Raw genomic sequence first — 23,804 nt, 5'->3', positions numbered from 1 at the left:
TCGGCGCGGGGCGTGGGGGGATGACGCGAAACCTCATGCACCGGGCCTGCGGAAAATGGTCTCCCTCCGGCGACACGGGGGAAGCGGCGGGATGTCGGACCGATCCTGTCGTTTCATGCCCCGAACGGCGCGCCGGGCGTGCCTGTGCGGCACACAAGGGGATCGGCATTGGCGGATGCGTCGGCATCGTCCGCCGGCATGGAGAAAGGCCGGGAGGTGGAGACACCTTCCACGGAGCGCCAAGGCGTGTGCTCCGGTTGTCAAACGGCACTGGCCATTCCGGAAACCGGCGAAGGACACCGCCTTTTCGATCCTTGCAGAGAGACCGGAGTCGCGGGCAAAAACCGCCGAACGGGGCGCCGGAAGGTGTCACCTATTCATTCTCAGTCGAGGCAGCTTCCGGCGCCCCGTCCGATATCTTTCGACACCCGGTGCGCCCGCATGCGGGTCCGTGACCGCATGCCGTGAAGGCCGCTATCGTCCGCGCCCGCTTCTGAGCGCCTCGGCCAGCCCGACGAAGTCGCGCGCGGCCTGCGGCATGCCGGAGCCCTTGCGCCAGACCATGCCGATCTGCACGACGGGCAGGGCGCCGGAGACGTCGCGGCTTTCGATGCGGTCGCCTTCCAGCGACCAGGGGCGATAGACGAGGTCGGGCAGCAGCGCGATGCCGGCGCCCGTCGCCACGAGGCTGCGCACCGCCTCCACCGAGCGTGTGCGGAAGGCGACATGCGGGCGCGCGCCGAGTGCGGAGAGAAGCTTGCCGGTATTCTCCTCGATTTCATCCACCGTCAGCATGATCAGCGGTTCCCTGGAAATATCGCTGACGGAGATGATGTCGGCCGAAACGAGCGGATGGCCGATCGGCAGCCACAGCCGATAGGGCGATGTCTCGATGATCTCGGCCTGCAAGGCCATGCGGTCGCGCAGGTTGGAGATGACCATCACCGCCACGTCCAGCTCGCCGCCCACCAGGAGATGTTCGAGATAGGAGCCGTTGTCCTCGATGGCGCTCACCTCGATGCCGGGAAAGGCGCGGCGGTAGCGCGAGAGCAGATCGGAGAGCACGTAGCCGGCGACGAGCGAGGTCACGCCGAGATTGAGCTTGCCCCGCTCGGGCGTGCGGTTGTCGGAGAAGGAGCGGCGCGCATCCGAAACGTCGGCGAGGATCTTCGTGGCGTGGCGCAGGAACTGGTGGCCGTTATGCGTCGTGGTCAGCCCGCGCGGATGACGGTCGAAAAGCTCCACGCCGAGATCCGATTCGAGCTCCTTGATCGCCTCGGTGATCGAGGATTGCGAGATCGACAGGTTCTGCGCCGCGCGCGTTACCGAGCCCTGTTCCGCGACGGCGACGAAGTACTGCAATTGCCGGAAGGTGAAAGCCATGGCCGCGAGTTAATACGGCCGGCATCGGCGGCGCAAGGCGCCTCGTCATTGTACACATCGCCGTTGCGCCCGATGCATTCCCCTGCACCCTTTCCTGCGATAAGCTTTGAAAAGAGACTGCGACAGGAGAGACCATGCCGCCCTTCGAGACATTGCTAGCGTTTTTCCTGACCACGGCGGTCTTCGCCTATGTGCCGGGCCCGGCCATGCTCTATGCGACGGCGCAGACCATCGCGCGCGGCCGCTGGTCGGGGCTGATGGCCACCCTCGGCATCCACCTTGGCGGCTATGCGCATGTCATCGCCGCCGCGGCCGGCCTTTCGGCGCTCTTCCATGCGGTGCCGTCGCTTTATCTGGCGGTCAAGCTTCTCGGCGCGCTCTATCTCGTCTGGCTCGGCATCCGCATGTTCCGCGCGCGGTCGGAGGCGCAACCGGAGGTTTCGGACGAGGACATGCGCAGGCGCGGCTGGCGCGCCTTTGCCGAAAGCGTCTCCGTCGAGGTGCTGAACCCCAAGACCGCGCTGTTCTTCCTGGCGTTCCTGCCGCAGTTCGTCGATCCCGCGGCCGCTTTGCCCGTGTGGATGCAGCTTTTCATCCTCGGCGCCGTGGTCAACCTGATGTTCACCTCCGCCGATGTGGTCTGCGTGCTGCTGGCGGGCGCGCTCGCCACGCGGCTGAAGGGCTCGGCACGGGTGCAGAAGGGGCTGCAGCGCGCCGGCGGAACCATCCTCGTCGGGCTCGGGCTTAACCTTGCCCTGCAGAAAAGCTGAGCGGGGCCGGGATGAGCGAACGCCCCATGCCGAGCGAGGAAGGCATCCTCGCCTTTCACAAGCGCTGCGAGGATTTCTATCCGCCCGATGCCGTGGACGCGGATATCGTCCAGCAGCGCGCCTGGTACGATGCGCTCTGCGCCGCCTTCGATGCGCCGGCGCCCGCGGGCATGGTCAAGCAGGATGGCATGGTGGCCGGCCGCATTCCCGTGCGCCGCTACCGGCCGGCGGCGGTCACCACCGACACGCGGCTGTTCTACATCCATGGCGGCGGCTTCGTCGTGGGCTCGCTCGACAGCCATGATGCGATCTGCGCGGAGATAGCGGAGGCGGCCGGGGCGGAACTTCTCGCCATCGACTACCGTCTTTCGCCCGAGCATGTCTGGCCCGCCGCCTTCGAGGATTGCTGGGCGGTGCTTGTCGATCTGCTTTTGAGGCCGGGCGGCATCGTCGTCATCGGCGACAGCGCGGGCGGCAATCTGGCGGCCGGCATCGTCATGAAGGCGCGCGACGAGGGGCTGAAGGGCATCGTCGGGCAGGCGCTGGTCTATCCGGGCCTCGGCGGCGATCTCGTCTCCGGCTCCTATGTCGAGATGGCCGAGGCGCCGGGGCTGACGACGGCCGATGTCGCCTATTACCGCGGTATCTACAAGGCGCCGGACGATGCGCCGCACGCTTTCCCCTTGCAGGCGCAGGACCTTTCCGGCCTGCCGGCCACGTTCATCACCGGCGCTTATTTCGATCCGCTGCGCGACGATGCGCGTGCCTATGCGGCGCGTCTTGCGCTGGCCGGCGTGCCCGTGGAATTCCGCGAGGAAAAGCAGATGATCCATGCCTGGCTGCGCGCCCGCTTCATGAGCGAGGGCGCAAAGGCCGGCTTTGCGGCGCTGTGCGATGCCGTGCGGCGGATGGCCCGGCCGTGAGCGGCGTCAGCGATCTTGCCGCGCTGATCGAAACGATGGAGCCGGTTCTTGTCGAGGGCCGTTTCGTCTATGCCAGCGTGCCGGCGGGTGAACTCGCTGATTATCTCGGACGTGCGCCGCTCGGCATGTTCCGCGAGCAGGAGGGCGTGACGCTGATCCTGCCGGCGGAGGCGGCGGCCGATCTCGCTGTCAGCCCGCCCATGCGCATGATCACGCTGACCGTGCATTCCTCGCTTGCGGCCGTCGGCCTCACCGCCGCCTTCGCCACGGCGCTCACGGCCGAGGGTATCAGCGCGAATGTGGTTGCGGGCTACCATCACGACCATATATTCGTGCCCGAGCGGCAGGCCGAACAGGCGCTTGCCGCCCTGCGGGCGCTGTCCCGCCGGCCGCGTGAAAAGGGAGAAGCAGGATGATTCTATTGCGGTTTGCCGGTCTCGGCGTGGTTCTCGGGCTTTCGGCGCTCGCCCAGCCATCCTTCGCCAAGGACGCGGCGCCCATCCCGTCCTGCGCCATGTCCGGCTCCAAGAGCGTGTTCATCGGCGGCGCACCGGCGCTGCGGCTGTCGGACGTGGTGAACTGCCCGCCGGAGCTTTACGAAATCGTGCCCAGCATCATGATCGAGGGGCAGCCCATGGTGAAATTCCGCTCCGGCGCCGGCGAAAAGGGCAACTGCACCGCAAGCGGCGAGGAGACCGTGATGGCCGAAGGCGGACAGACCAGCCGCCTCGGCGACGTCTCCTGCTCGCAGAATTGAGGGCATCAGGCCTCGGCGGTCCTGAAACGGAAACGGGCGGCCCGAAGGCCGCCCGTTTGATCAGTTGCCGGCGCTTTCCATGCGCCGTGTCGACAGCACCTTTTCCAGCCAGCCGATCTCCATTTCGGGGACGGATTTGAGGAGAAGGTCGGTGTAGTCGTCGAAGGGCGGTGCCAGCACCTTCGATTTCGGGCCGAAGCGCACGAGCTTGCCCCGGTGCATGACGGCCACGCTGTCGGCGATCGCGCGAACGATCGCGATGTCGTGGGTGATGAACATGTAGGACACATGCGTCTCGTCCTGAAGCTTCAAAAGCAGCTTCAGGATGCCCTCGGCCACCAGCGGGTCGAGGGCCGAGGTCGGCTCGTCGCAGAGGATGAGCTCGGGCTGTGCGGCAAGTGCGCGGGCGATGGCGACGCGCTGCTTCTGGCCGCCGGACAGTTCGGCCGGGTAGCGGTCGGCGAAGCGGCCGCCCATCTCGATCTGTTCCAGCAGTTCCTTCACCCGCTCGGTCTTCTTCGCGCCGCGCAGACCGTAATAGAAGGTGAGGGGGCGGCCGATGATGTCGCGCACCGTCTGGCGCGGGTTCATCGCGGTATCGGCCATCTGGTAGATCATCTGGATGCGGCGCAGCTGGTCGTTCGTCCGGCCCTTCAGCGCCTTGGGCAGCACGGTGCCGTCGAAGCTGATCGTGCCGTCCTGCGGCGGCAGAAGGCCGGTGATGACGCGGGCGAGCGTGGACTTGCCCGAACCGGATTCACCCACCACCGCCAGCGTCTGGCCCTTCGGCAGGTGCAGCGAGACGTTCTGCAGCACCTTGAAGCCGTTGGAATAGCCGGCGGTGATGTTTTCCACCTTCAGCAGCGTGTTCGTCTGGTCGGGCGCCTCATCGCGGGCGGTGCCGCGCACATTGACGAGTGCGCGGGTATACTCCTCCTTCGGCGCCTCGATGATGTCCTTCACCGAGCCGTATTCCACCATCTTGCCATGCCGGAGCACGAGGATGTCGTCCGTGATCTGGGCGACGACGGCAAGGTCGTGGGTGATGTAGAGGGCGGCGGTGTTGGTCTCCTCGATGGCGTGCTTGATGGCGGCCAGCACATCGATCTGCGTCGTGACGTCCAGCGCGGTGGTCGGCTCGTCGAAGACGATGAGCTCGGGATTGGGGCAGAGCGCCATGGCGGTCATGGCGCGCTGCAGCTGGCCCCCGGAGACCTGGTGCGGATAGCGCTGGCCGAAGGTTTCCGGGTTCGGCAGGCCGAGCACCTTGAACAGGTAGAGCGCCCGCTTTTCCGCTTCCGCACGACTCATGATGCCGTGTTTCAGCGAGGCCTCGATGACCTGCTCGCCGAGCCGGTGGGCAGGGTTGAAGGCCGCGGCCGCCGACTGCGCGACGTAGCAGACCTTGGCGCCGCGCACCTTGCGGATGCCCGACGGCGAGAGTCTGAGGAGGTCTTCGCCGTTCAGCTTGACCTCGCCGCCGGTGATGCGCACCCCGCCGCGGCCATAGGCGAGCGCGGTGAGCCCGATCGTCGACTTGCCGGCGCCGGATTCGCCGATGAGGCCGAGGACCTTGCCTTTCTGGACGTCGAAGTTGACGCCTTCGACAAGGGTGACGGTCCGCGGCGCTTCGCCGGGCGGGTAGCTGGTGGCCTCGATCTTGAGGTTTCGGACGGACAGAAGATCAGGCATCGCCGCGCCCTCCCTTGAGGCTGGAGGTTCGTTTCATCAGCCAGTCGACGACGAGGTTGACGCAGATGGCCAATGCCGCAATCGCCCCGCCCGGAATGAGGGCGGCGGAAATGCCGAAGATGATGCCGTCCTTGTTGTCCTTGACCATGCCGCCCCAGTCGGCGGCCGGCGGCTGGATGCCGAGGCCGAGGAAGGAGAGCGTGGACAGGAACAGGATCGAGAAGGCGAAGCGCAGGCCGAACTCCGCAAGCAGCGGCGACAGCGTGTTGGGCAGGATTTCCTTGAAGATGATCCAGCCCGTGCCTTCACCGCGCAGCCGCGCGGCCTCGACGAATTCCATGACGGCGACGTCGAGCGCCACGGCCCGGCCGATGCGGTAGACGCGGGTGGAATCCAGGATCGCCATGACGAGGATGAGGATCCAGAGCTGCTGTGGCAGGACGGCCAGAACGACGAGGGCGAAGATCAGCGTGGGGATCGCCATCATCAGGTCGTTGAAGCGCGAGAATATCTGGTCGATGAACCCGCCCGTCACCGCCGCGATGAACGACAGCAGCATGCCGAGCGAGAAGGAAAGCACGGTCGCCGCCAGCGCCACGAAGATGGTGGTGCGGGCGCCGAAGATCAGGCGCGAGAAGAGATCGCGTCCGAGGTTGTCGGTGCCGAGCAGGTACTGGCCGCCCATCGGCTCCCAGACGGAACCGACGATCTGGCTTTCGCTGTAGGGCGCGATGAGGGGGGCGAAGATGGCGCAGAACAGGGCAAGCGCAATGCCCAGGATGCCGATCCACGCGCTGACGGGAATGGAGCTCAGTCTCATCGCGGATGCCTCAATCTGGGGTTCGCGATGATCGCAAGGATATCGGCGAACATGTTGAGGAAGATGTAGAAGGCGGCGAAGATCAGGCCGCAGGCCTGGACCACGGGCATGTCGCGCACCGTCACGGCGTCGACCATGTACTGGCCCATGCCGGGATAGACGAACACCACCTCCACCACGACGACGCCCACCACGAGATAGGCGAGGTTGAGCGCGATGACGTTGATGACGGGGGCGACTGCGTTGGGCGCGGCATGCTTTGCGATGATGCGCAGGCTGGACAGGCCCTTGAGCTCCGCCGTCTCGACATAGGCCGAGGACATCACGTTGAGGATCGCCGCGCGTGTCATGCGCATCATGTGGGCGAGGACCACGAGCACGAGCGTCGCCGTGGGCAGGGCAATGGCCGACAGCCGCTGGCCGAAGGTCATGGATTCATAGACCGTCGCAGGGAAGGTCGCGACCCCCATCTGCACGGCGAAGAACAGGATCAGCAGGTAGCCGACGAAAAACTCCGGCAGCGAGATCGCCGCCAGCGACACGACGTTGATGATCTTGTCGGGCAGGCGGTTTCGGTATTGCACCGCCAGCATGCCGAGCCCCACGGCAAGCGGCACCGATATGATGGCCGCGAAGAAGGCGAGGAAGAGGGAGTTGCCGAGGCGCTTGCCGATCTGCTCGCTCACGGAGTTACGCGAGGCCCAGGATGTGCCGAAATCGCCCTGCAGCGCGCCGCCGAGCCACTGGAAGTAGCGCGTGGTGGCGGACTGGTCGAGGCCGAGTTCCTTGCGGATGTTCTCCACCGCCTGCGGCGTGGCGGACTGGCCGAGATAGGTCGTGGCGAAATCGCCCGGCAAGGCTTCCACGCCCCCGAAGATCATCAGGGACACGGCGAAGAGCAAGGCCACGCTGAGCGCGAGGCGTTGCGTGATCAGGGCCGCGAGCGGGCTGCTCTTGGCGAATTTCGCCCAGATGGAAGGCCTGGCTTCGACAAAAGGGGTTCCAGAGGACGCAACCGACCCGGCAGCGCCGGCAGACTGCGGGCTATCGCCCGCAGCCGCCGTTGCCGTCAGTTCCGGACCGTGCGCCGGTCCGCCGCCGCTCATCAGGCTTCGAGCCACACGCGGGTGGCGACATAGCCGTTCGACATGTCGTTGCCGATGTCGTGCACGTAGCCCTTCACGCTCTTGCTGGACGCGTTCACGAAGTCGTTGAACATCGGCAGGATCAGGCCGCCTTCGTCACGCACCATCATGGCCATGGTGCGGTACATCTCCTTGCGCTTGGCCTCGTCGAGTTCCGAACGCGCCTCAAGCAGCAACTTGTCGAAGTCTTCGCGCTGGAAGCGCGTGTCGTTCCAGTCGGCCGTCGAGAGATAGGCGGTGGAGTACATCTGGTCCTGGGTCGGGCGGCCGCCCCAGTAGGAGGTCGAGAAGGGCTGGACGTTCCAGACGTTCGACCAGTAGCCGTCGCCCGGCTCGCGCTTCACCTCGATATCGATGCCGGCCTTCTTGGCGCTCTCCTGGTAGAGGACGGCCGCATCGACGGCGCCGGGGAAGGCGACGTCGGAGGTGCGCAGCAGGACGGAGCCGCTGTGACCCGACTTCTTGTAGTGGAAGGCGGCCTTGTCCGGATCGTAGGCGCGCTGTTCGATGCCTTCGGGGAAGAGGGCGTAGGTCTCGTTGATCGGGAAGTCGTTGCCGACCTTGCCGTAGCCGCCGAGCACCTTCTCCAGCATGGTCTCGCGATCCATCGCGTATTTCAGGGCCATGCGCAGGTCGTTGTTGTCGAACGGCGCCGTGTTGCAATGCATGATGAACACGTAGTGGCCGCGGCCGGAGGTGGAGAGGATATCCACCGTCGGCGCGCGCTTCAGGAGGTCCACGGTCTTCGGGCTGACGCGGTTGATGTAGTGGACCTGGCCGGAGGACAGCGCGGCGATACGGGCGGTAGCGTCGTTCATCGCGATCATTTCGACCGTGTCGACATAGCCGCGGTCCTGGCGCCAGTCATCCTTGTTGCGCTCGAAGGTGGCGCGCACGCCCGCCTCGAAGTTCACGACCTTGTAGGGGCCGGTGCCGATCATGGCGTTCGGATCGTCCAGGCCGCCATTCGGCTGGATGATCAGGTGGTAATCGGTCAGAAGCAGCGGCAGGTCGGCATTGCCTTCCGACAGCACGAGCACGAGCTTGTCGCCGTCGGCCTTGATTTCCTTGATCGACTTCATGACGCCGAGCGCGCCCGACTCCGATTTCTCATCGGTGTGGCGCTGCAGGGTCTTGATGACGTCGTCGACGGTCAGTTCCTTGCCGTCGTGGAACTTCACGCCCTTGCGGATGGTGAAGGTCCAGGTGGCGGCGTCGGCGGACGGCTCCCAGGATTCGGCAAGGGCCGGAACGGGCTGGCCGGTCAGCGGCTCGGATTCGACGAGCATGTCGCCCCAGTTGCGACCGACGACGAACATGAACTGCGACAGCGCCTTGGCGGGATCCTTCGAGTCGGTGGCGGCAGCGCCTTCCAGGCCGAGCTTCAGGTTGCCGCCGCGCTTGGGCTCCTGCGCGCGGGCTGCGGTGTCGAACATCGTGCCGGCGGCGGCAAGCGTGATGCCGAAGGCTGCGGTGCGGCCGAGGAACTCGCGGCGGTTCATCTTGCCGAGCGTGACCTGGCTCGTGAGGTATTTGGTGTAATCAGTCATTCCCCTGTTCCCTTTGCTGTGCTCGTGCGGGCGAGCATTTGTCGTTGTGATTGGCAGAATTTCTGTTTTTGGCTTTTAAATCAACCGTGCAGGCCGGTTTTTATCCCGGTGCCGGCGCATTCACCGGTTTTGCGAAAACCTGTCGTCGTTACCGCGAAGCGGATCCTCCTTCTGCGAATTTCGATGCCTGATGCATGGTGGGCATGAAAAATTTCTTAATTCTTTTCAAGTGTTTATGCTTATGAACGTGGCCGCCCCGATCAGGGCCGGCCACCGGTTTTCTCATCGTCCCTTCCAGACGGGGTCGCGTTTCTCGGCAAAGGCGCGCGCGCCCTCGAGCTGGTCCTCGCTGGAATAGAGAATATCGACCGTCTTGAACTGCCGACGGGTGATCCTGTTCATCGTCGTCTGGAAGGTTTCACCCTCGGCGGCGCGCACCACTTCCTTGATGGCGGCGTAGACGAGCGGCGGGCCGCTTTCGAGCAGGCGGGCGAGCTCCCAGGCCCGGTCCATCAGCGTGTCGGCGGGCAGCACCTCGTTGACGAACCCCCACCGGTGCGCTTCCTGCACATCGAGCCAGCGACCGGTCAGGAGCATGTCCATGGCGATGTGGTAGGGGATGCGCTTGGGCAGCTTGATGGAGGCGGCATCGGCTACCGTTCCGGAGCGGATTTCCGGCAGCGCGAAGGTGGCATGCTCGGCGGCGAGGATCAAATCTGTGGAAAGTGCGATTTCCAGCCCGCCGCCACAGCAGATGCCGTTCACCGCGCAGATGATCGGCTTGTTGAGGTCGCGCAGCTCCTGCATGCCGCCGAATCCGCCGATGCCGTAATCGCCATCGACGGCATCGCCGGCGGCGGCGGCCTTCAAATCCCATCCCGGACAGAAGAATTTCTCTCCCGCACCGGTGATGATGGCGACGCGCAGGCTGTCGTCATCGCGGAAATTCGCGAAGATTTCGCCCATGATGCGGCTGGTCGCAAGGTCGATGGCGTTCGCTTTGGGGCGATCGATGGTCACTTCCAGGATGCCGCCTTCGCGGCGTTGCAGTATCGGTCCGGTCATGGGTTCTCCCTCAGACGGATCAGTGCGTCGGCTGCGACGACACCGTCGCCGGCAGGCAGCACCATTATGGGATTAACGTCCAGTTCTTCGATTATTGAAGCGTTTGAAACGACATAGGATGCCGCTGATGCGACGGCGGCCACGAGGGCGTCGAAATCCCCCTTCGGTCCGCCGCGATAGCCGTTCAACAGTCTTGCAATCTTGAGGCGATCGATGGATTCCCGGATCGCCTTCTCGTCGGTCGGCAGGGTCAGGATGGCCGAATCCTCGATGAGTTCGACGAGGATGCCGCCGGCCCCGATGGTGAGGACCGGCCCCGCGACGGGATCGCGCATGGCGCCGATGATGAGTTCGGCGACCGGCTTGCCGACCATCTTTTCCACCAGGAAACCGGAGGCGACGCCGGCCATGGCTTCCGCAGCCTGCATGACGGCCTCGCCGCTTTGCAGGTTGAGCTTCACCGCGCCGGCCTCCGTCTTGTGCGCCACGCCGAGCCCCTTGAGCACGACGGGAAAGCCGAGCCTTTCGGCCGCGTCGGCGGCGGCTTGCGGCGTTTGGGCGGTCAGGCCCTTCGGTACGGTCAGGCCATGGGCGGCGAGCGCCTGTTTGGCCTCGTGTTCGGTGAGCGTGATGGCTTCGCCTTCCCCGGCGGCGCTCTTGAGCAGCGGGGCCGATTGCGGCCTGGACCAGGCCTCGCCGATACCGGCGGCGGCATCGGCGGCGGCAAGCGCCTCCTCGATGCCGTAGAAGGGAACGACGCCGTTCCGCATCAGCATTTCGGCGGTCGCCTCCGGCATGTTCTCGCCCATGGAGGCGACGATGCCGGCATTGGCCCCCGTCGCCTTCGATGCATCGATGACGGCGTGGCAGGTGGTCGTCCAGTCCTCGGCATCGCAGCGATCGAGGCGAGGGAAATCGAGCACGACGAGGTTCAGGGCGTAGCCGCCCTGCATCATGGTGGTGAAGGCGGCTGTCTGCTTCTCGCGGTTGCCCCAGACGAAGGTGTGGTAGTCGAGCGGGTTGGAGATCGTCACCATCTGGCCGAGCGTCTCGCGCAGCGGCTGGCGCTGGAAATCCCTGAGCGCGCGGTAGTTCACCTTGCGCTTTACTCCGGCATCCGCCATCAGCGAGGCCTCGCCGCCCGAGCAGGACATGGAGGAGATGTCGTGGTTGGGAAGGGGGCCGGCGACGTGCAGCAGCTTCAGCGTTTCCAGAAGCTCCGGCAGCGTCTCGACCCGGCCGATGCCGAGGCGGGCGAGCAGGGCGGAGGAAACGGCGTCGTTGCCGGCCAGCGATGCGGTGTGCGAGACGGTCGCAAGCTGCGCCTGCTCCGACTTGCCGACCTTCAGCGTCACGACGGGCTTCTTCAACTCGCGGGAGCGGACGGCGAGGCGCTCCAGGGACTCGAGGCTGTCGAAGCCTTCGATATGCAGGCCGACGGCGGTGACGCGCGGGTCTTCCAGCACGGCGCAGGCGAGATCGGCGAGGCCGGTCTGCGCCTGGTTGCCGGCCGTCAGGATATAGGCGAGCGGCAGGCCGCGCTGCTGCATCGAAATGTTGCAGGCGATGTTGGAGGACTGGGTGAGGACGGCCACGCCCTTTTCGATGCGCAGCATGCCGTGCTGATCCGGCCAGAGCAGGGCGCCGTCGAGCATGTTGATGAAGCCGTAGCAGTTCGGCCCGAGGATCGGCATGTCGCCGGCTGCGTCCACCAGCGCCTTCTGCAGGTCGTCGCCATCGGCGAGTTCGCTGACGGCCTCGCGGAAACCGGAGGCGTAGCAGACCGCGCCGCCGGCACCGCGCGCGGCGAGGTCACGGATGATGCCGATGGTCAGCTCGCGGTTGACGCCGACGAAGGACGCATCCGGCGCGCCGGGCAACTCGGCGACCGAGCGGTAGCATTTACGGCCGAGGATCTCGTCCTCGCGCGGGTGCACCGGCCAGATCTCGCCGGAAAAGCCCATCTTGTCGCACTGGAAGATGACCCGCCGCGCCTCCTTGCCGCCGAAGACGGCGATGGATTTGGGCCGGATCAGACGGTCGAGGGAACGGGTCATCTGTGGCTACGCTCCCAGTGGCCGCAGCAGGTCGCGGCTGATGATGTGGCGCTGGATTTCCGAGGTGCCGTCCCAGATGCGTTCCACGCGCGCATCGCGCCAGAAGCGGGCGAGCGGCAGGTCGTCCATCAGGCCCATGCCGCCGAAGATCTGGATCGCCTCGTCGGTGACGCGGGCGAGCATTTCGGTGGCATAGACCTTGGCCGAGGCGATCTCGCGGTTCGACGGCAGGCCCTGGTCGAGCCGCCAGGCGGCGCTGAGCGTCAGCAGGTCGGCGGCGTCGATTTCGGTGATCATGTCGGCGAGCTTGAAGGACACGCCCTGGTTCGCGCCGATCGGCTTGCCGAACTGCTTGCGCTCGGCGGCATAGTTGAGCGCGTAGTCGAAGGCGCGGCGGGCGCGGCCGACGGAGGTCGCGGCGACCGTCAGGCGCGTCGCGTAGAGCCAGTCGTTGGCGATGTCGAAGCCCTTGTGTACCTCGCCGAGGATCTGGGAGGAGGGCAGGCGGCATTCGTCGAAATTCAGGATGCAGTTCTTGTAGCCGCGGTGCGAGACCGAATTGTAACCGTCGCGGATCTCGAAGCCCGGCGTGCCGCGGTCGACGAGGAAGCACGTGATCAGCTTCTTCTTGCCGCGCGGCGTGTCCTCTTCGCCCGTCGCGATGAAGACGATGACGAAATCGGCGATGTTGGCATGGCTGATGAAGTGCTTGGTGCCGTTGACGACCCAGTCGTCGCCGTCCTTGCGGGCGAAGCACTTCATGCCGCGCACATCCGAGCCAGCATCGGGCTCGGTCATGGCGAGTGCGTCGAACTTCTCGCCGCTGACGGCCGGCAGCAGGTATTTCTCGCGCTGCTCGCCTTCGCAGGCCATCAGGATGCCGGAGGGGCGGCCGAAGAAGACGGTGAGCGCCATGGAGCCGCGGCCAAGCTCGCGCTCGACCAGCGTGAAGGACGTATGATCGAGACCCGCGCCGCCGACCTCTTCGGGGAAGTTGCAGCCGAAGAAGCCGATTTCCTTGCACTTGCGTGCGATCTCCCGGCCGAGCTCCGGCGGGACATGGCCGGTACGCTCGACCTCGTTTTCATACGGATAGATTTCCGTTTCCACAAACAGGCGGACCGTGTCCACGATCATCTGCTGTTCGTCGGTGAGTGCGAAGTTCATGGCTGTGTTCTCCCCTCAGAGAATGTTTTTGTCTGCCCGGTCGCAGCCCCCTCATCCGTCTGCCGGCACCTTCTCCCCGTTGGGGAGAAGGAGATGTCGCGGGACTGTATTTCCCCTCCTTCTCCCCGACGGGGAGAAGGTGCCCGAAGGGCTGATGAGGGGGCGGCCGGCATCGTTCATTTTTTCTGCCCGACACTCCGGCCGGCACCTTCCGGCACCGGGAGCGTCGCGTGGGCGTCGGCGATCGGCTTGATCTTCGCCAGCACCTCGGCCGGCGCCTCGACGCTCTTGCCGGCCTTCGAGTCGACATGGACCATCATCTGCTCGGCGGTGGCGATGACGTCGCCGGTCGCCGCGTCATGGATGCGGGTGAAGAAGTGCAGGCGCTTGGCGTCGGACGCGAGAAGCTGGAGCGTCGTATAGAGCGCCTGGCCGAGCTTGCCTTCGCCGAGATGGCGGATGTGGGTTTCCACCGTGTAGTAGCTGTGGCCGGCCTCGACATAATCGAAGTCCACGCCGATGAGACGAAGCAACGCATCCGAGGTGTCGCCGAACAGCTGGAGATAGCGATGCTCGGTCATGTGGCCGTTGTAATCGACCCAGGCGGCGTTGACCTTGGTGTCGAGCAGGCGCAGCGGTTCGGCTGCGGAGACCTCGACCTTGGCCTTGCCGGCCTTGGCCCACAGATGCGCCTCGAATTCGGCGAGCAGCTTGCCCGAACCCCAGCCCTTGCCGTCGTCGCCGGCCTTCAGCGCATGCATGATGCCGACGAGGTTCTGGTCGCGGATGCGTTCCAGCTCACGGATGCCGCGCGCGCCGGACTGGGCGTCCGACTGGTTGGCGATCTTCTCGACCAGTTCGTCGTTGAGGTCGACGACATCGGTGAGCTTCGTCCACGGCCAGGACAGGCAGGGACCGAACTGGGCGAGGAAGTGGCGCATGCCGGCTTCGCCGCCGGCGATGCGATAGGTCTCGAACATGCCCATCTGCGCCCAGCGCATGCCGAACGAGTAGCGGATCACGTCGTCGAGCGTCTCGGTGTCGCAGATGTCGTCCTTGATGAGCCAGAGGCCCTCGCGCCAGACGGCTTCCAGCAGACGGTCGCCGACGAAGGCCTCGATCTCCTTGTTGATGATGACGCCCTTCATGCCGATCGGCGCGAGCTTGGCCTTGGCGTCTTCCAGCACCGCGCGCGATGTCTTCTGGCCGCCGACGAGTTCGGCGAGCGGCAGGAGATAGACGGGGTTGTAGGGATGCGCCACGAACAGGCGCTCGGGATGCTTCATGTCGCGCTGCAGGTCGGTCGGCATGAGGCCCGACGTGGAGGAGCCGATCAGCGCCTTGGGGTCGGCGGTCGCATCGATCTGGTTCAGCACGCCGCGCTTCAGCTCCAGGCGCTCGGGCACGCTTTCCTGAATCCAGTCAGCGCCTTCGACGGCTTCTTCAATGCTCCTGGCGAAGGTGACCTTTCCCTTCGGCGGCAGCGGCGCCATGGTGAGCATGCCATAGGCGCGCTCGGCATTGGCCATGACTTCGCCGATGATGCGTTCGGCTTCCGGGTGCGGATCGAAAATCTTCACGTCGATGCCGGCCAGCGCGAAACGCGCGACCCAGGCCCCGCCGATGACGCCGCCGCCGATGCAGGCGGCCTTGTGGATGGTGCTCATGCTGTCGTTCCCTCGTGTTTGTCTGCGGGGTGGCTACCCCCTCATCCGCCTGCCGGCACCTTCTCCCCGGCGGGGAGAAGGGGATGTGGCAACGCCGTATCCTCCCTCCCTTCTCCCCTCGGGGAGATGGTGCCCGAAGGGCGGATGAGGGGGCTGGCGCTGCCGTTCCCGTCAACCGCGCGGCGCGCGCTTCGTCAGTTTCAGCTTCTCGCGCACTTCGGCCGGGCCGATAATGCGCGCACCCATGCTTTCGACGATGGTGACGGCCTTTTCGACGAGCTGTGCATTGGTGGCGAGCTGGCCCTTGGCGACGTAGAGGTTGTCTTCCAGGCCGACGCGGACATTGCCGCCGGCAAGCACGGCCGCGGCCGGATAGGCCATGGCGTTGCGGCCGATGGAGAAGGCCGAGAAGGTCCAGTTGGACGGCACGTTGTTGACCATCGCCATGAAGGTGTTGAGATCGTCAGGCGCGCCCCACGGAATGCCCATGCAGAGCTGGATGAGGACCGGATCCTCGATGACGCCTTCCTCGACGAGCTGCTTGGCGAACCAGAGATGGCCGGTGTCGAAGGCTTCGATTTCCGGCCGCACACCGAGATCGGTCATCATCTTGCCCATGGCGCGCAGCATCGACGGCGTGTTGGTCATCACGTAGTCGCCGAGCGAGAAGTTCATGGTGCCGCAATCGAGCGTGCAGATTTCCGGCAGGCATTCGGCGACGTGGGACACGCGCTCGGTGGCCCCCACCATGTCGGTGCCGGCGGGGTTGAGCGGCAGGGGCTGCTCGGTGCCGCCGAAGATCATGTCGCCGCCCATGCCGGCGGTGAGGTTCAGCACCACGTCGACCTCGGCATCGCGGATGCGCTCGGTCACTTCGCGGTAGAGATCGTTGCGGCGGCTGGGCGCGCCGGTTTCAGGGTCACGCACATGGCAGTGCACGACGGCGGCGCCCGCCTTGGCGGCATCGATCGCGGATTCGGCGATCTGCTTGGGTGAGCGCGGCACGTGCGGCGACTTGCCGGCGGTATCGCCGGAGCCGGTGACGGCGCAGGTAATGAAGACGTCGCGGTTCATCGCAAGAGGCATTCTTGTTCTCCCAGTATTCTCGTTAAGGCCATTACGAGCCAAGAGAAGGCGCAATGCTTTCACTTTTCAGATCCATCCTTGACAATTTAGGAGGCGCATTTGCATGCTTGCGCCATGCTCGACCTCTCCTCCGATACGCTCGACATCGATCTTCTCATCCTGCCCGAGACGAACCTCATCCTCGTCGCCTCGGTCATCGAACCCCTGCGCGCGGCCAACCGCATTTCCGGCCAGGCGCTTTACCGCTGGCGGATGTTCTCGCCGGATGGCCAGCCCATCGAGACGCGCAGCCGCATTCCCGTTCCCGTCGACGGCGTGTTCCGGCCGGAAAGGGAGACGGCGCCGCTCTTCGTGCTGTCGAGCTATCAATGGCAGATGAGTGCGACGCCCCTGTTGCGACGCCAGCTTTCACAGACCGCGCGCTACAGGACGATGATGGCGGGCATCGAATCGGGCAGCTGGCTTCTGGCGGAGGCGAGCCTGCTCGACGGCTCTTCCGTAACCGTTCACTGGGAGGACATGGAGGAATTCGCCTCGCGCTATCCGCAGATCGCCGTGATGCGGGAGCGCTATGTCATCGACGGCAAGCGCATCACCTCCGGCGGCTCGCTGCCGACGCTCGACCTGATGCTGGAGATCATCCGCCGACGGCAGGGCTATTCGCTGGCGCTGGAGGTCTCGCGGCTCTTCATCTACGAGCATGAGCGCACGGGCGGCCTCTTGCAGGTGCCGGCGCTCGGCAACATGCGGGTCGCCGACCAGCGCGTCAGCCAGGCCGTGCGGCTGATGGAGGAGACGGTGGATGCGCCGCTGACGCTGGCGCGGCTGGCCAGGCGCGTCGGCATCAGCGCGCGGCACCTGCAGGACCTGTTTCAGGAATCGATGGGCGTGGCGCCGCACCAGCACTATCTGGCGCTGCGGCTCAACGCGGCCCGGCGCAAGGTCATCGAGACCAAGGCGGAGTTCGCCGATATCGCGGCGCTCACCGGGTTCAACTCGTCCTCCGCCTTCTCGCGCAGCTACCGCGCGCACTATCACGAAAGCCCGACGGAGACGCGGCGGCGGTTGCGGGCGGGCGTGAAGGTTTAAGGGGCGCGCCGCGACAGGATGGGGATCACCGTTTCCGCCGCCTGGCGGGACAGCGTGTCGCGCGGCCAGACGAGACTGAGCGATTGGCGGTAGGCCGGGCCAAGCGGCAGCAGCACCGGCGGCGGACGGATATTGGCCAGCGAGTTTTCCGGCAGGATCGACAGGTGGCCGTGTTTCAAGACGAGGTTGATGATGACGGGAATGGAATCCACCTCCACCAGCGTCAGGCGCGCCCGCTCGGCCGGCGTGAGCGTGGCCTCCAGAAAATGATCCGTCATCTGGCGCAGGCCGCTGCGCGGGCTCGGCACGGCAATCGGATGGCGCCGCAGAAGGGCCGCGAGATCCTGGCCGTCGTGTTCCCTCAGATCGCGAGGGGCGGCGAGGGCGAGCGGCGACTGGTCGATCAGGCAGCCGTCGAACTCCGCCGGATAGCGGTCGGTATCGAGCAGGACCAGGTCGAAACGGCGGTTCTTGAGGCCGGAAATGAGTTCGTCGGCCGTCGTCGAGGACAGGAAGAGCGGCTGGCGCGGGCGGGCGGCGCGCCACTCGACCGCCAGCCGCGCCAGCATGCCGGCGATTTCGCTTTCATGGCCGAAGGGGATGATGGCGCCGAGCCGCCAGGTGGCGGCGCTGCGCCGGAAGCGTTCCGTCGATGCGGCGGCCAGCGTTTCCCAGGCGGCCGTGATGCGCTCGGCAAGCGCAAGCGCTTCAAGGCCCTCGGGCGTGCAGCCGATGCCCTTGGCCGAACGGTCGAGCAGCGTGCAGCCGACGGCCTTTTCCAGATGCGCGAGCTGGCGGGTGAGCTGCGGCTGGCCGAGGCCGTGGCTTCTGGCGGCGGCATTGATGCTGCCGGCCTTGGCCGCGGCGGCGAAGCGGGTGAGCGACGCCAGCGGAATGGCGTGCCGGCCCGGAGTTCCCTGCCCGAGGGACAAAAGTTCTGCGGCGGCGCGGGCGATCTCGGCAAAATGCGGCAGGCGGTTCTCCGCCTCCAGCGTCGGCACCAGCGCCTGCCCGTCGCGACGCACCAGCGGCACCGAGAGCGCTGCCTCGACGCGGCGCAGCGCGGCGCTCGCGCTGGAGGCCGGACGGCCGGCGCGGGCGGCTGCCCTGCGGATGCCACGCTGTTCCAGTATGTCATGCACGAGGCTGAGGGTGGCCAGATCCACGGGGCGCTTCCTTTGCAGGATGATGTTCGGTTTATATCATAGACCGTGCGGATTTTGGGATATCTGTTTGCGCCCTGTTGCGCTTAACATCCCTCGCGTAGTTTTCTGCCATTCCAGGAAAGGCCGTGCGGCTTTTCCGACGCTGCTTTCGATACAGGCTTGGGGACATGCTCGCTTCCGCCGATACGCTCTATCTCACCGGCCAGCCGCTCGATTTCGCCACGTTGGAGGCGATCGGCCGGGCGGCCCGGCCATCGGTGGCTTGCGAGATGGGCATGGGCCGGGTCGCGACCGCGCGGCATGTCGTGACCGACCGGCTCGCCACCGGCCTGCCGATCTACGGCGCCAATACCGGCGTCGGCTCGATGAAGGACAAGCTGTGGACGGCGGACGACCTCGTCGAGTTCAACAACAGCCTCGTCAGGGCGCATCATTTCGGCACGGGCGAGCCCTTCACGCTGCCGATCGTGCGCAAGGCGATGGCGATCCGGGTGAACACGGCGCTCGGCGGCTATTCCGGGTGCAGCCCGGAGCTGATCGACGCGTTCCTGGCGCTGCTCGAAAAGGATGTCGTGCCGGTGGTGCGCCGGCACGGGTCCATGGGCTGCGCCGATATCGGCCTGATGGGCCAGATCGCCGCCGTGCTGACGGGCGAGGGCGAGGCCTGGTATCGCGGCGAGCGCCTGCCGGCCTCCGAGGCGCTGAAACGGGCCGGATTGAAGCCCCATCACATGCAGCCGCGCGATGCGCTGGCGGCGCTGAGTGTCAACGCCATCTCGCATGCCGCCGCCGCCGACGTGGTGCGCGAGGCGGCCAAGGCGATCCGCAACCTCATGGTGACAGGCGTTCTCTCGTCGCTGGCGCTCGGCGCATCCGCCGATCCGTGGCGGGTCGCCGCGCGCCTTTCGGCCCATGGCGAGGCGATGGCCGGCCGCTGGTTCGAGGCGCAGGCCGCCTCCGGCCACTGGCCGAAGCCATCGGCGATCCACGATCCGCTCAGCCTGCGCATGACCGCGCAGGTCTTCGGCGCCTGCCTCGATACGCTGATGAACGCCGCCGAGCGCATCGTCGAGGCGACCGCCCAGTCGGATGACAACCCCGTCGTCATCGACGGCGTGATCATGGCATCGGGCGGCTCGCTGCCGCTCTCCACCACGCTCTATGTGGAAGCGGCGCAGACGGGTTTTGCGCATCTTGCCCGCAACGTGCTGAACCGCTGCGTGCTGCTCGCCAACGGCGTGCGCCGCAACCTGCCGGTCAATCTCGTGGCGCCCGGCGAGGCGGCGACGGGCTTCGGGCCGCTGCTGAAGCTCGCCGTCGAGCTCTACATGCGCATCCAGTCGCTGGCGGTGCCGATCTCCGCGCAATCCATCGTCGTGGCGGGCGGGCTGGAGGAGGAGGCGACCTTCCTGCCGCTGATCGTCGAGCGCATGGAAAGCCAGGTGCGCGACCTTCGCCAGCTTGCCGCGCTCGAAGCCATGCTGTCGGCACAGGCGGTGGATCTTGCGGGCGACAATGTCGAGGGCGTGGCCGCCATCGCCTATCAGCGCACACGCGCCATCAGCCCGTTCTACCGCAAGGACCGGCCGCTTTCCGCCGAGATCGAGGCGCTCGACCGCGATCTCGCCTGCCCGGATGCGCTTTCCGCCTTCCTGGACATGGCACCCATGGCGGATTTCGACACCTTCTTCGCCCTCAAAGCCTGACGGAGACACGACATGGCCGATTTCGATCTCGTTGTGAAAGGCACCGTCGTCCTGGCGGACCGCATCGTCGACGGCGGCCATGTCGCGGTCCGCGACGGCAAGGTGGTGCATGTGGGACAGGGCGCCATGCCGGCGGCGAAAGAGCGGCACGACCTCTCGGGCGCGCTGATCCTGCCCGGCGCCATCGATGCGCAGGTCCATTCGCTCTCGCAGAAAGACCAGGAGGATTTCATCTGGTCGACGCGTTCGGCGGCGGCCGGCGGCGTCACCACCATCGTCGACATGCCCTATGACGAGGGCAACCTCGTCTGCTCGGCCGAAGCGGTGAAGATCAAGGTCGATCATGCATCGCCGCAGGCGCGCGTCGATTTCGCGCTCTATGGCACCGTCGATCCCGAGGAGGGGCCGGCCCGCATTGAAGAGATGGTCGAGGCGGGTGTCGCGGCCTTCAAGTTCTCGACCTTCGGCACGGATCCGAAGCGTTTTCCGCGCATTCCCGCCGCGCTGCTCGAAGACTGCTTCCGCGCCATCGCTCCGACGGGACTGACGGCCGGCGTACACAACGAGGACGACGAGGCGGTGCGGGCGGCCATCGCGAAGGTCAAGGCGGCGGGCATCACGGATTACCGTGCGCATGGCCTGTCGCGTCCGCCGCTGACGGAACTGCTCGCCTCCAACCAGATCTACGAGACGGGCGCGCAGACCGGGTGCCCGGCGCATGTCGTGCATTGCTCGCTCGGCCGCGGTTACGAGATCGCTAGCGCCTATCGTGCGCAGGGTTTTCGCGCGACCATCGAGTGCTGCATCCACTATCTGACGCTCGATGAAGAGAACGACGTGGCCCGGCTCGGCGGCAAGGCGAAGATCAACCCGCCGATCCGCCCGCGCGCCGAGGTGGAAAAGCTCTGGAGGCATGTCGCGGAAGGCAATGTCACGCTGGTGTCGACGGATCATGTCAGCTGGTCGGAGGACCGCAAGACCAACCCGGACATGCTGGCCAATGCCTCCGGCGTGCCGGGGCTGGAGGTCATGGTGCCGCTCTTCGTCAAGGGCGCGCTGGAGCGCGGCATACCGCTGACGCGCGCCGCCGAACTGATGGCGCTGAACCCGGCCCGGCACTTCCGCCTCGACCATGCAAAGGGGGCGCTGGAAGCCGGCAAGGACGCCGACATCACGGTGCTGACGCCGGAGCCCTATACCTATGATGCGGCCGCGAGCGGCAACAATGTCGTGGGGTGGTCGCCCTATAACGGCATCCGCCTGCCGTGGCGGGTCTCGGGCACCTATCTGCGCGGGAAACTCGCCTTCGACGGCACGAAGGTGCTCGCCGAACCCGGCACCGGCGCTTTCGTTCGGCCGCTGCCGACGCTCGTTTCCACGGGAAGCTGACGATGGCCCGTTCAACCAATCTGCCGGTCGATCCCGCGCGCATCGCTGATGTGATCGACGGGCTTGCCCGGCTCACCGATCCGGGACGGCCCTATACGCGGCGTGCCTTTACCGCTCTGTTCCCGGCAGGGCGGGATTTTCTCGAAGGCGCGTTCCGCGCCGCGGGGCTCGAAACGCGGATCGACGCGGCGGGCAATCTCGTCGGCCGCCGGCCGGGCCGCGCGCCCGGTCGCGGCACCATCATGCTCGGCTCGCATTCCGACACGGTGCCGGATGGCGGACGCTATGACGGCATCGCCGGCGTCGCGGTGGCGCTGGAAGTGGCGCGCGCGCTGGCCGATCAGGGCATCGAACTCGACCACGACCTGGAGGTGGTGGATTTCCTTGCCGAGGAAGTCTCCGTTTTCGGCGTTTCCTGTATCGGCAGCCGCGGCATGGCCGGCGTGCTGCCGGAGGACTGGCTGGAGCGCGAGACCGGCGGGCTGACACTGGCGCAGGGCATCCGCGATGTCGGTGGCGATCCCACGCGCATTACCGCGGAAGCGCGCCGGGACATCGCGGCCTTCCTTGAGCTGCATATCGAGCAGGGCCCGGTGCTGGAGAGGGAAAAGCTCGACATCGGCGTGGTGACGGCGATTGCCGGGATCACGCGCATCGAGGTCATCGTCGAAGGCCGCGCCGACCATGCCGGCACGACGCCGATGGGCGCGCGGGCGGATGCGCTGGCGGCGGCCGCCCGGCTCGTGACGGGCATCGAGGCGCTGGCCAGATCGTTCTCCGAAGGGCCAAGCCATTTCACCGCGACCGTAGGCGAATTTTCCATCGAGCCGAATGCCGCCAATGTCGTGCCGTCGCGGGCGCGCCTGCTGATCGACGCGCGCGCCGAAGAGCGTACGACCATGGATGTGTTCGCCGCCTCCGTGGACCAGCTCGCCGAACAGATCGCGCGGGAGACGGGCACGGTCATCGCTGCGCCGCGGCGTCTCTCCGACAACATGCCGACACCCGGCGACCCGCTGCTGCTCGATGTGCTGGACGCCGCCTGCGAGGCGGTCGGTGCCGGGCATCGCCGCATGGCCTCCGGCGCGGGACACGACACGGCCTTCATGGCGAAGGTGACGCGGGCCGCGATGATCTTCGTGCCGTGCCTCGGCGGGCGCAGCCACGCGCCGGAGGAATTCGCCGAGATCGACGACATCGCGCTCGGCGCGGCGGTGCTTTTTAACGCAGTGATTCAGCTGGATGAGAAACTGATTCAGGAGAACGCCTAATGGGCCGGATTTTAAAGGAAAAAGACGTCGAGGCGGCTGTCCGGGGCGGCTCGGTCTATGCCGCCGGCGGTGGCGGCTGGGCCGACCATGGGCGCATGCTGGGCCATGCTGCGGTTTCCATCGGCAAGCCGGAACTGGTGTCCATCGACGAACTCTCCGACGATGACTGGGTGGCGACGGCCGCGGCCATCGGCGCGCCGGCCTCGACCACGCCGTGGGAAATGCGCGGCGTCGATTACGTCAAGGCGGTGGAGCTGCTTCAGGACGCGCTCGGCGAGAAGGTCGCTGCGCTGATGGTGGGGCAGAACGGCAAGTCATCGACGCTGAACGGCTGGCTGCCGTCTGCCATCCTCGGCACGAAGGTGCTGGATGCCGTGGGCGACATGCGCGCGCATCCGACCGGCGACATGGGCTCGATCGGCATGGCCGGCTCGCCCGAGCAGATGATCCAGACCGCCGTTGGCGGCAATCGTGACGAGAACCGCTATATCGAACTCGTCGTGCGCGGCGCCACCGCGAAGGTCTCGCCGATCCTGCGCACGGCCTCCGACATGTCGGGCGGCTTCATCGCCTCGTGCCGCAACCCGCTGCGGGCGTCCTATGTCCGCAGGAACGCGGCGCTCGGCGGCATCTCGCTCGCGCTGAAACTGGGCGAGGCGATCCTGGCGGCGGAAGGCCGGGGCGGGGCGGCGATCATCGACGCCATCGTGAAGACGACGGGCGGCGCGATCCTGACCGAGGGCACGATCACCGACAAATCCGTGGTCTACACGAAGGAGGCCTTCGACATCGGCACGGTGACGCTCGGCAAGGGCGACACGGCTTCCGTGCTGCATGTGATGAACGAATACATGGCGGTGGAATCCGCCGACGGGACACGGCTTGCGACCTTCCCCGATGTCATCACCACGCTGTCGCCCGAAGGAGAGCCGCTGAGCGTCGGGCAGCTCGAGGTCGGCATGACGGTCTTCGTGCTGCATGTGCCGAAGTCGATCATCCCGCTCGCATCGAGCGTGCTGGATCCCACGGTCTATCCCTCGGTGGAGAAGGCGATGGGGATCGAGCTGGCGCGGTATGCGCTGGAGACGGTGGTTTGAGAGA

General features: G+C 66.3%; 20 protein-coding genes. 9 read left to right on the top strand and 11 right to left on the bottom strand.

The window, feature by feature from the left end; all coding sequences use genetic code 11:
• Positions 1–474: 474 nt before the first annotated feature.
• Positions 475–1,383: a LysR family transcriptional regulator gene (locus B5M41_RS08920; RefSeq protein WP_134651242.1), complete on the bottom strand. Its 909-nt coding sequence runs from the start codon at positions 1,381–1,383 to the stop codon at positions 475–477.
• A gap of 134 nt (positions 1,384–1,517) precedes the next feature.
• Here B5M41_RS08920 and B5M41_RS08915 point away from each other — a divergent pair, with 134 nt between their 5' ends.
• The 4 genes from B5M41_RS08915 to B5M41_RS08900 are packed head-to-tail and all read left to right on the top strand — an operon-like array spanning position 1,518 to position 3,833.
• The gene (locus B5M41_RS08915; protein WP_134651240.1) at positions 1,518–2,153 is read left to right on the top strand and encodes a LysE family translocator; all 636 of its coding nucleotides are present in this window, start codon (positions 1,518–1,520) and stop codon (positions 2,151–2,153) included.
• An 11-nt stretch (positions 2,154–2,164) separates the two neighbouring features.
• On the top strand, positions 2,165–3,076 hold the full coding sequence (locus B5M41_RS08910) for an alpha/beta hydrolase (RefSeq protein ID WP_134651238.1): 912 nt from the start codon (positions 2,165–2,167) through the stop codon (positions 3,074–3,076).
• The gene (locus B5M41_RS08905; RefSeq protein WP_134651236.1) at positions 3,073–3,492 is read left to right on the top strand and encodes an ACT domain-containing protein; all 420 of its coding nucleotides are present in this window, start codon (positions 3,073–3,075) and stop codon (positions 3,490–3,492) included. The genes B5M41_RS08910 and B5M41_RS08905 overlap by 4 nt, the downstream gene beginning before the upstream one ends.
• On the top strand, positions 3,489–3,833 hold the full coding sequence (locus tag B5M41_RS08900; protein WP_134651234.1) for a PAAR domain-containing protein: 345 nt from the start codon (positions 3,489–3,491) through the stop codon (positions 3,831–3,833). The genes B5M41_RS08905 and B5M41_RS08900 overlap by 4 nt, the downstream gene beginning before the upstream one ends.
• A gap of 60 nt (positions 3,834–3,893) precedes the next feature.
• Here B5M41_RS08900 and B5M41_RS08895 read toward each other — a convergent pair whose 3' ends face one another.
• From B5M41_RS08895 to B5M41_RS08855, 9 genes are all read right to left on the bottom strand, one after another.
• On the bottom strand, positions 3,894–5,525 hold the full coding sequence (locus tag B5M41_RS08895; RefSeq protein ID WP_134651232.1) for an ABC transporter ATP-binding protein: 1,632 nt from the start codon (positions 5,523–5,525) through the stop codon (positions 3,894–3,896).
• Positions 5,518–6,345: an ABC transporter permease gene (locus tag B5M41_RS08890; protein ID WP_134651230.1), complete on the bottom strand. Its 828-nt coding sequence runs from the start codon at positions 6,343–6,345 to the stop codon at positions 5,518–5,520. The genes B5M41_RS08895 and B5M41_RS08890 overlap by 8 nt, the downstream gene beginning before the upstream one ends.
• Positions 6,342–7,451: an ABC transporter permease gene (locus B5M41_RS08885; protein WP_134651229.1), complete on the bottom strand. Its 1,110-nt coding sequence runs from the start codon at positions 7,449–7,451 to the stop codon at positions 6,342–6,344. The genes B5M41_RS08890 and B5M41_RS08885 overlap by 4 nt, the downstream gene beginning before the upstream one ends.
• Complete coding sequence (locus B5M41_RS08880) at positions 7,451–9,040, bottom strand: ABC transporter substrate-binding protein (protein WP_134651227.1); 1,590 nt, start codon at positions 9,038–9,040, stop codon at positions 7,451–7,453. Before B5M41_RS08880 ends, B5M41_RS08885 begins: the two co-directional genes overlap by 1 nt.
• A gap of 282 nt (positions 9,041–9,322) precedes the next feature.
• Positions 9,323–10,105, bottom strand: a complete 783-nt coding sequence (locus B5M41_RS08875) for a carnitinyl-CoA dehydratase (RefSeq protein WP_134651225.1) — start codon at positions 10,103–10,105, stop codon at positions 9,323–9,325.
• Positions 10,102–12,162: an acetate--CoA ligase family protein gene (locus B5M41_RS08870; RefSeq protein WP_134651223.1), complete on the bottom strand. Its 2,061-nt coding sequence runs from the start codon at positions 12,160–12,162 to the stop codon at positions 10,102–10,104. The genes B5M41_RS08875 and B5M41_RS08870 overlap by 4 nt, the downstream gene beginning before the upstream one ends.
• Positions 12,163–12,168: 6 nt before the next feature.
• On the bottom strand, positions 12,169–13,329 hold the full coding sequence (locus tag B5M41_RS08865) for an acyl-CoA dehydrogenase family protein (RefSeq protein ID WP_134651221.1): 1,161 nt from the start codon (positions 13,327–13,329) through the stop codon (positions 12,169–12,171).
• 176 nt (positions 13,330–13,505) lie between these two features.
• Positions 13,506–14,996: a carnitine 3-dehydrogenase gene (locus tag B5M41_RS08860; protein WP_134651219.1), complete on the bottom strand. Its 1,491-nt coding sequence runs from the start codon at positions 14,994–14,996 to the stop codon at positions 13,506–13,508.
• Positions 14,997–15,167: 171 nt separating this feature from the next.
• Positions 15,168–16,082: a beta-keto acid cleavage family enzyme gene (locus tag B5M41_RS08855; RefSeq protein WP_134651215.1), complete on the bottom strand. Its 915-nt coding sequence runs from the start codon at positions 16,080–16,082 to the stop codon at positions 15,168–15,170.
• 114 nt (positions 16,083–16,196) lie between these two features.
• On the opposite strand from B5M41_RS08855, the gene B5M41_RS08850 reads away from it, so the two are divergent.
• A complete protein-coding gene (locus B5M41_RS08850; RefSeq protein ID WP_134651243.1) occupies positions 16,197–17,171 on the top strand; it encodes a GlxA family transcriptional regulator in 975 nt (324 codons plus the stop codon).
• Here the strand turns inward: B5M41_RS08850 and B5M41_RS08845 are convergent.
• Positions 17,168–18,337, bottom strand: coding sequence for a LysR family transcriptional regulator (locus B5M41_RS08845; protein WP_134651213.1), 1,170 nt, complete (start codon positions 18,335–18,337; stop codon positions 17,168–17,170). The genes B5M41_RS08850 and B5M41_RS08845 overlap by 4 nt on opposite strands.
• 167 nt (positions 18,338–18,504) lie before the next feature.
• Here B5M41_RS08845 and B5M41_RS08840 point away from each other — a divergent pair, with 167 nt between their 5' ends.
• The 4 genes from B5M41_RS08840 to B5M41_RS08825 are packed head-to-tail and all read left to right on the top strand — an operon-like array spanning position 18,505 to position 23,800.
• Positions 18,505–20,043 (top strand): aromatic amino acid lyase, encoded by a 1,539-nt coding sequence (locus B5M41_RS08840; protein WP_134651211.1) that lies wholly within the window; start codon positions 18,505–18,507, stop codon positions 20,041–20,043.
• A gap of 12 nt (positions 20,044–20,055) precedes the next feature.
• Positions 20,056–21,432, top strand: coding sequence for a dihydroorotase (locus B5M41_RS08835; RefSeq protein ID WP_134651209.1), 1,377 nt, complete (start codon positions 20,056–20,058; stop codon positions 21,430–21,432).
• Between the two features lie 2 nt (positions 21,433–21,434).
• Positions 21,435–22,703, top strand: a complete 1,269-nt coding sequence (locus B5M41_RS08830; protein WP_134651207.1) for a Zn-dependent hydrolase — start codon at positions 21,435–21,437, stop codon at positions 22,701–22,703.
• A complete protein-coding gene (locus B5M41_RS08825; protein WP_134651205.1) occupies positions 22,703–23,800 on the top strand; it encodes a DUF917 domain-containing protein in 1,098 nt (365 codons plus the stop codon). Before B5M41_RS08830 ends, B5M41_RS08825 begins: the two co-directional genes overlap by 1 nt.
• Positions 23,801–23,804: the final 4 nt, after the last annotated feature.

It is taken from the genome of Shinella sumterensis, from assembly GCF_004514425.2.
Classification (GTDB): Bacteria; Pseudomonadota; Alphaproteobacteria; order Rhizobiales; family Rhizobiaceae; genus Shinella; species Shinella sumterensis.
Note: the sequence above shows the minus strand (reverse complement) of the source record. Positions and strands in the feature narration are given on the sequence as shown.

Excerpts from the sequence above, each read along its gene's own strand:
- B5M41_RS08910 (WP_134651238.1), top strand. The coding sequence starts at position 2,165 with ATGAGCGAACGCCCCATGCCGAGCGAGGAAGGCATCCTCGCCTTTCAC.
- B5M41_RS08920 (WP_134651242.1), bottom strand. The coding sequence starts at position 1,383 with ATGGCTTTCACCTTCCGGCAATTGCAGTACTTCGTCGCCGTCGCGGAA.
- B5M41_RS08885 (WP_134651229.1), bottom strand. The coding sequence starts at position 7,451 with ATGAGCGGCGGCGGACCGGCGCACGGTCCGGAACTGACGGCAACGGCG.
- B5M41_RS08880 (WP_134651227.1), bottom strand. The coding sequence starts at position 9,040 with ATGACTGATTACACCAAATACCTCACGAGCCAGGTCACGCTCGGCAAG.
- B5M41_RS08855 (WP_134651215.1), bottom strand. The coding sequence starts at position 16,082 with ATGCCTCTTGCGATGAACCGCGACGTCTTCATTACCTGCGCCGTCACC.
- B5M41_RS08865 (WP_134651221.1), bottom strand. The coding sequence starts at position 13,329 with ATGAACTTCGCACTCACCGACGAACAGCAGATGATCGTGGACACGGTC.
- B5M41_RS08840 (WP_134651211.1), top strand. The coding sequence starts at position 18,505 with ATGCTCGCTTCCGCCGATACGCTCTATCTCACCGGCCAGCCGCTCGAT.
- B5M41_RS08860 (WP_134651219.1), bottom strand. The coding sequence starts at position 14,996 with ATGAGCACCATCCACAAGGCCGCCTGCATCGGCGGCGGCGTCATCGGC.
- B5M41_RS08900 (WP_134651234.1), top strand. The coding sequence starts at position 3,489 with ATGATTCTATTGCGGTTTGCCGGTCTCGGCGTGGTTCTCGGGCTTTCG.
- B5M41_RS08850 (WP_134651243.1), top strand. The coding sequence starts at position 16,197 with ATGCTCGACCTCTCCTCCGATACGCTCGACATCGATCTTCTCATCCTG.
- B5M41_RS08890 (WP_134651230.1), bottom strand. The coding sequence starts at position 6,345 with ATGAGACTGAGCTCCATTCCCGTCAGCGCGTGGATCGGCATCCTGGGC.
- B5M41_RS08870 (WP_134651223.1), bottom strand. The coding sequence starts at position 12,162 with ATGACCCGTTCCCTCGACCGTCTGATCCGGCCCAAATCCATCGCCGTC.
- B5M41_RS08915 (WP_134651240.1), top strand. The coding sequence starts at position 1,518 with ATGCCGCCCTTCGAGACATTGCTAGCGTTTTTCCTGACCACGGCGGTC.
- B5M41_RS08835 (WP_134651209.1), top strand. The coding sequence starts at position 20,056 with ATGGCCGATTTCGATCTCGTTGTGAAAGGCACCGTCGTCCTGGCGGAC.
- B5M41_RS08895 (WP_134651232.1), bottom strand. The coding sequence starts at position 5,525 with ATGCCTGATCTTCTGTCCGTCCGAAACCTCAAGATCGAGGCCACCAGC.
- B5M41_RS08825 (WP_134651205.1), top strand. The coding sequence starts at position 22,703 with ATGGGCCGGATTTTAAAGGAAAAAGACGTCGAGGCGGCTGTCCGGGGC.
- B5M41_RS08830 (WP_134651207.1), top strand. The coding sequence starts at position 21,435 with ATGGCCCGTTCAACCAATCTGCCGGTCGATCCCGCGCGCATCGCTGAT.
- B5M41_RS08875 (WP_134651225.1), bottom strand. The coding sequence starts at position 10,105 with ATGACCGGACCGATACTGCAACGCCGCGAAGGCGGCATCCTGGAAGTG.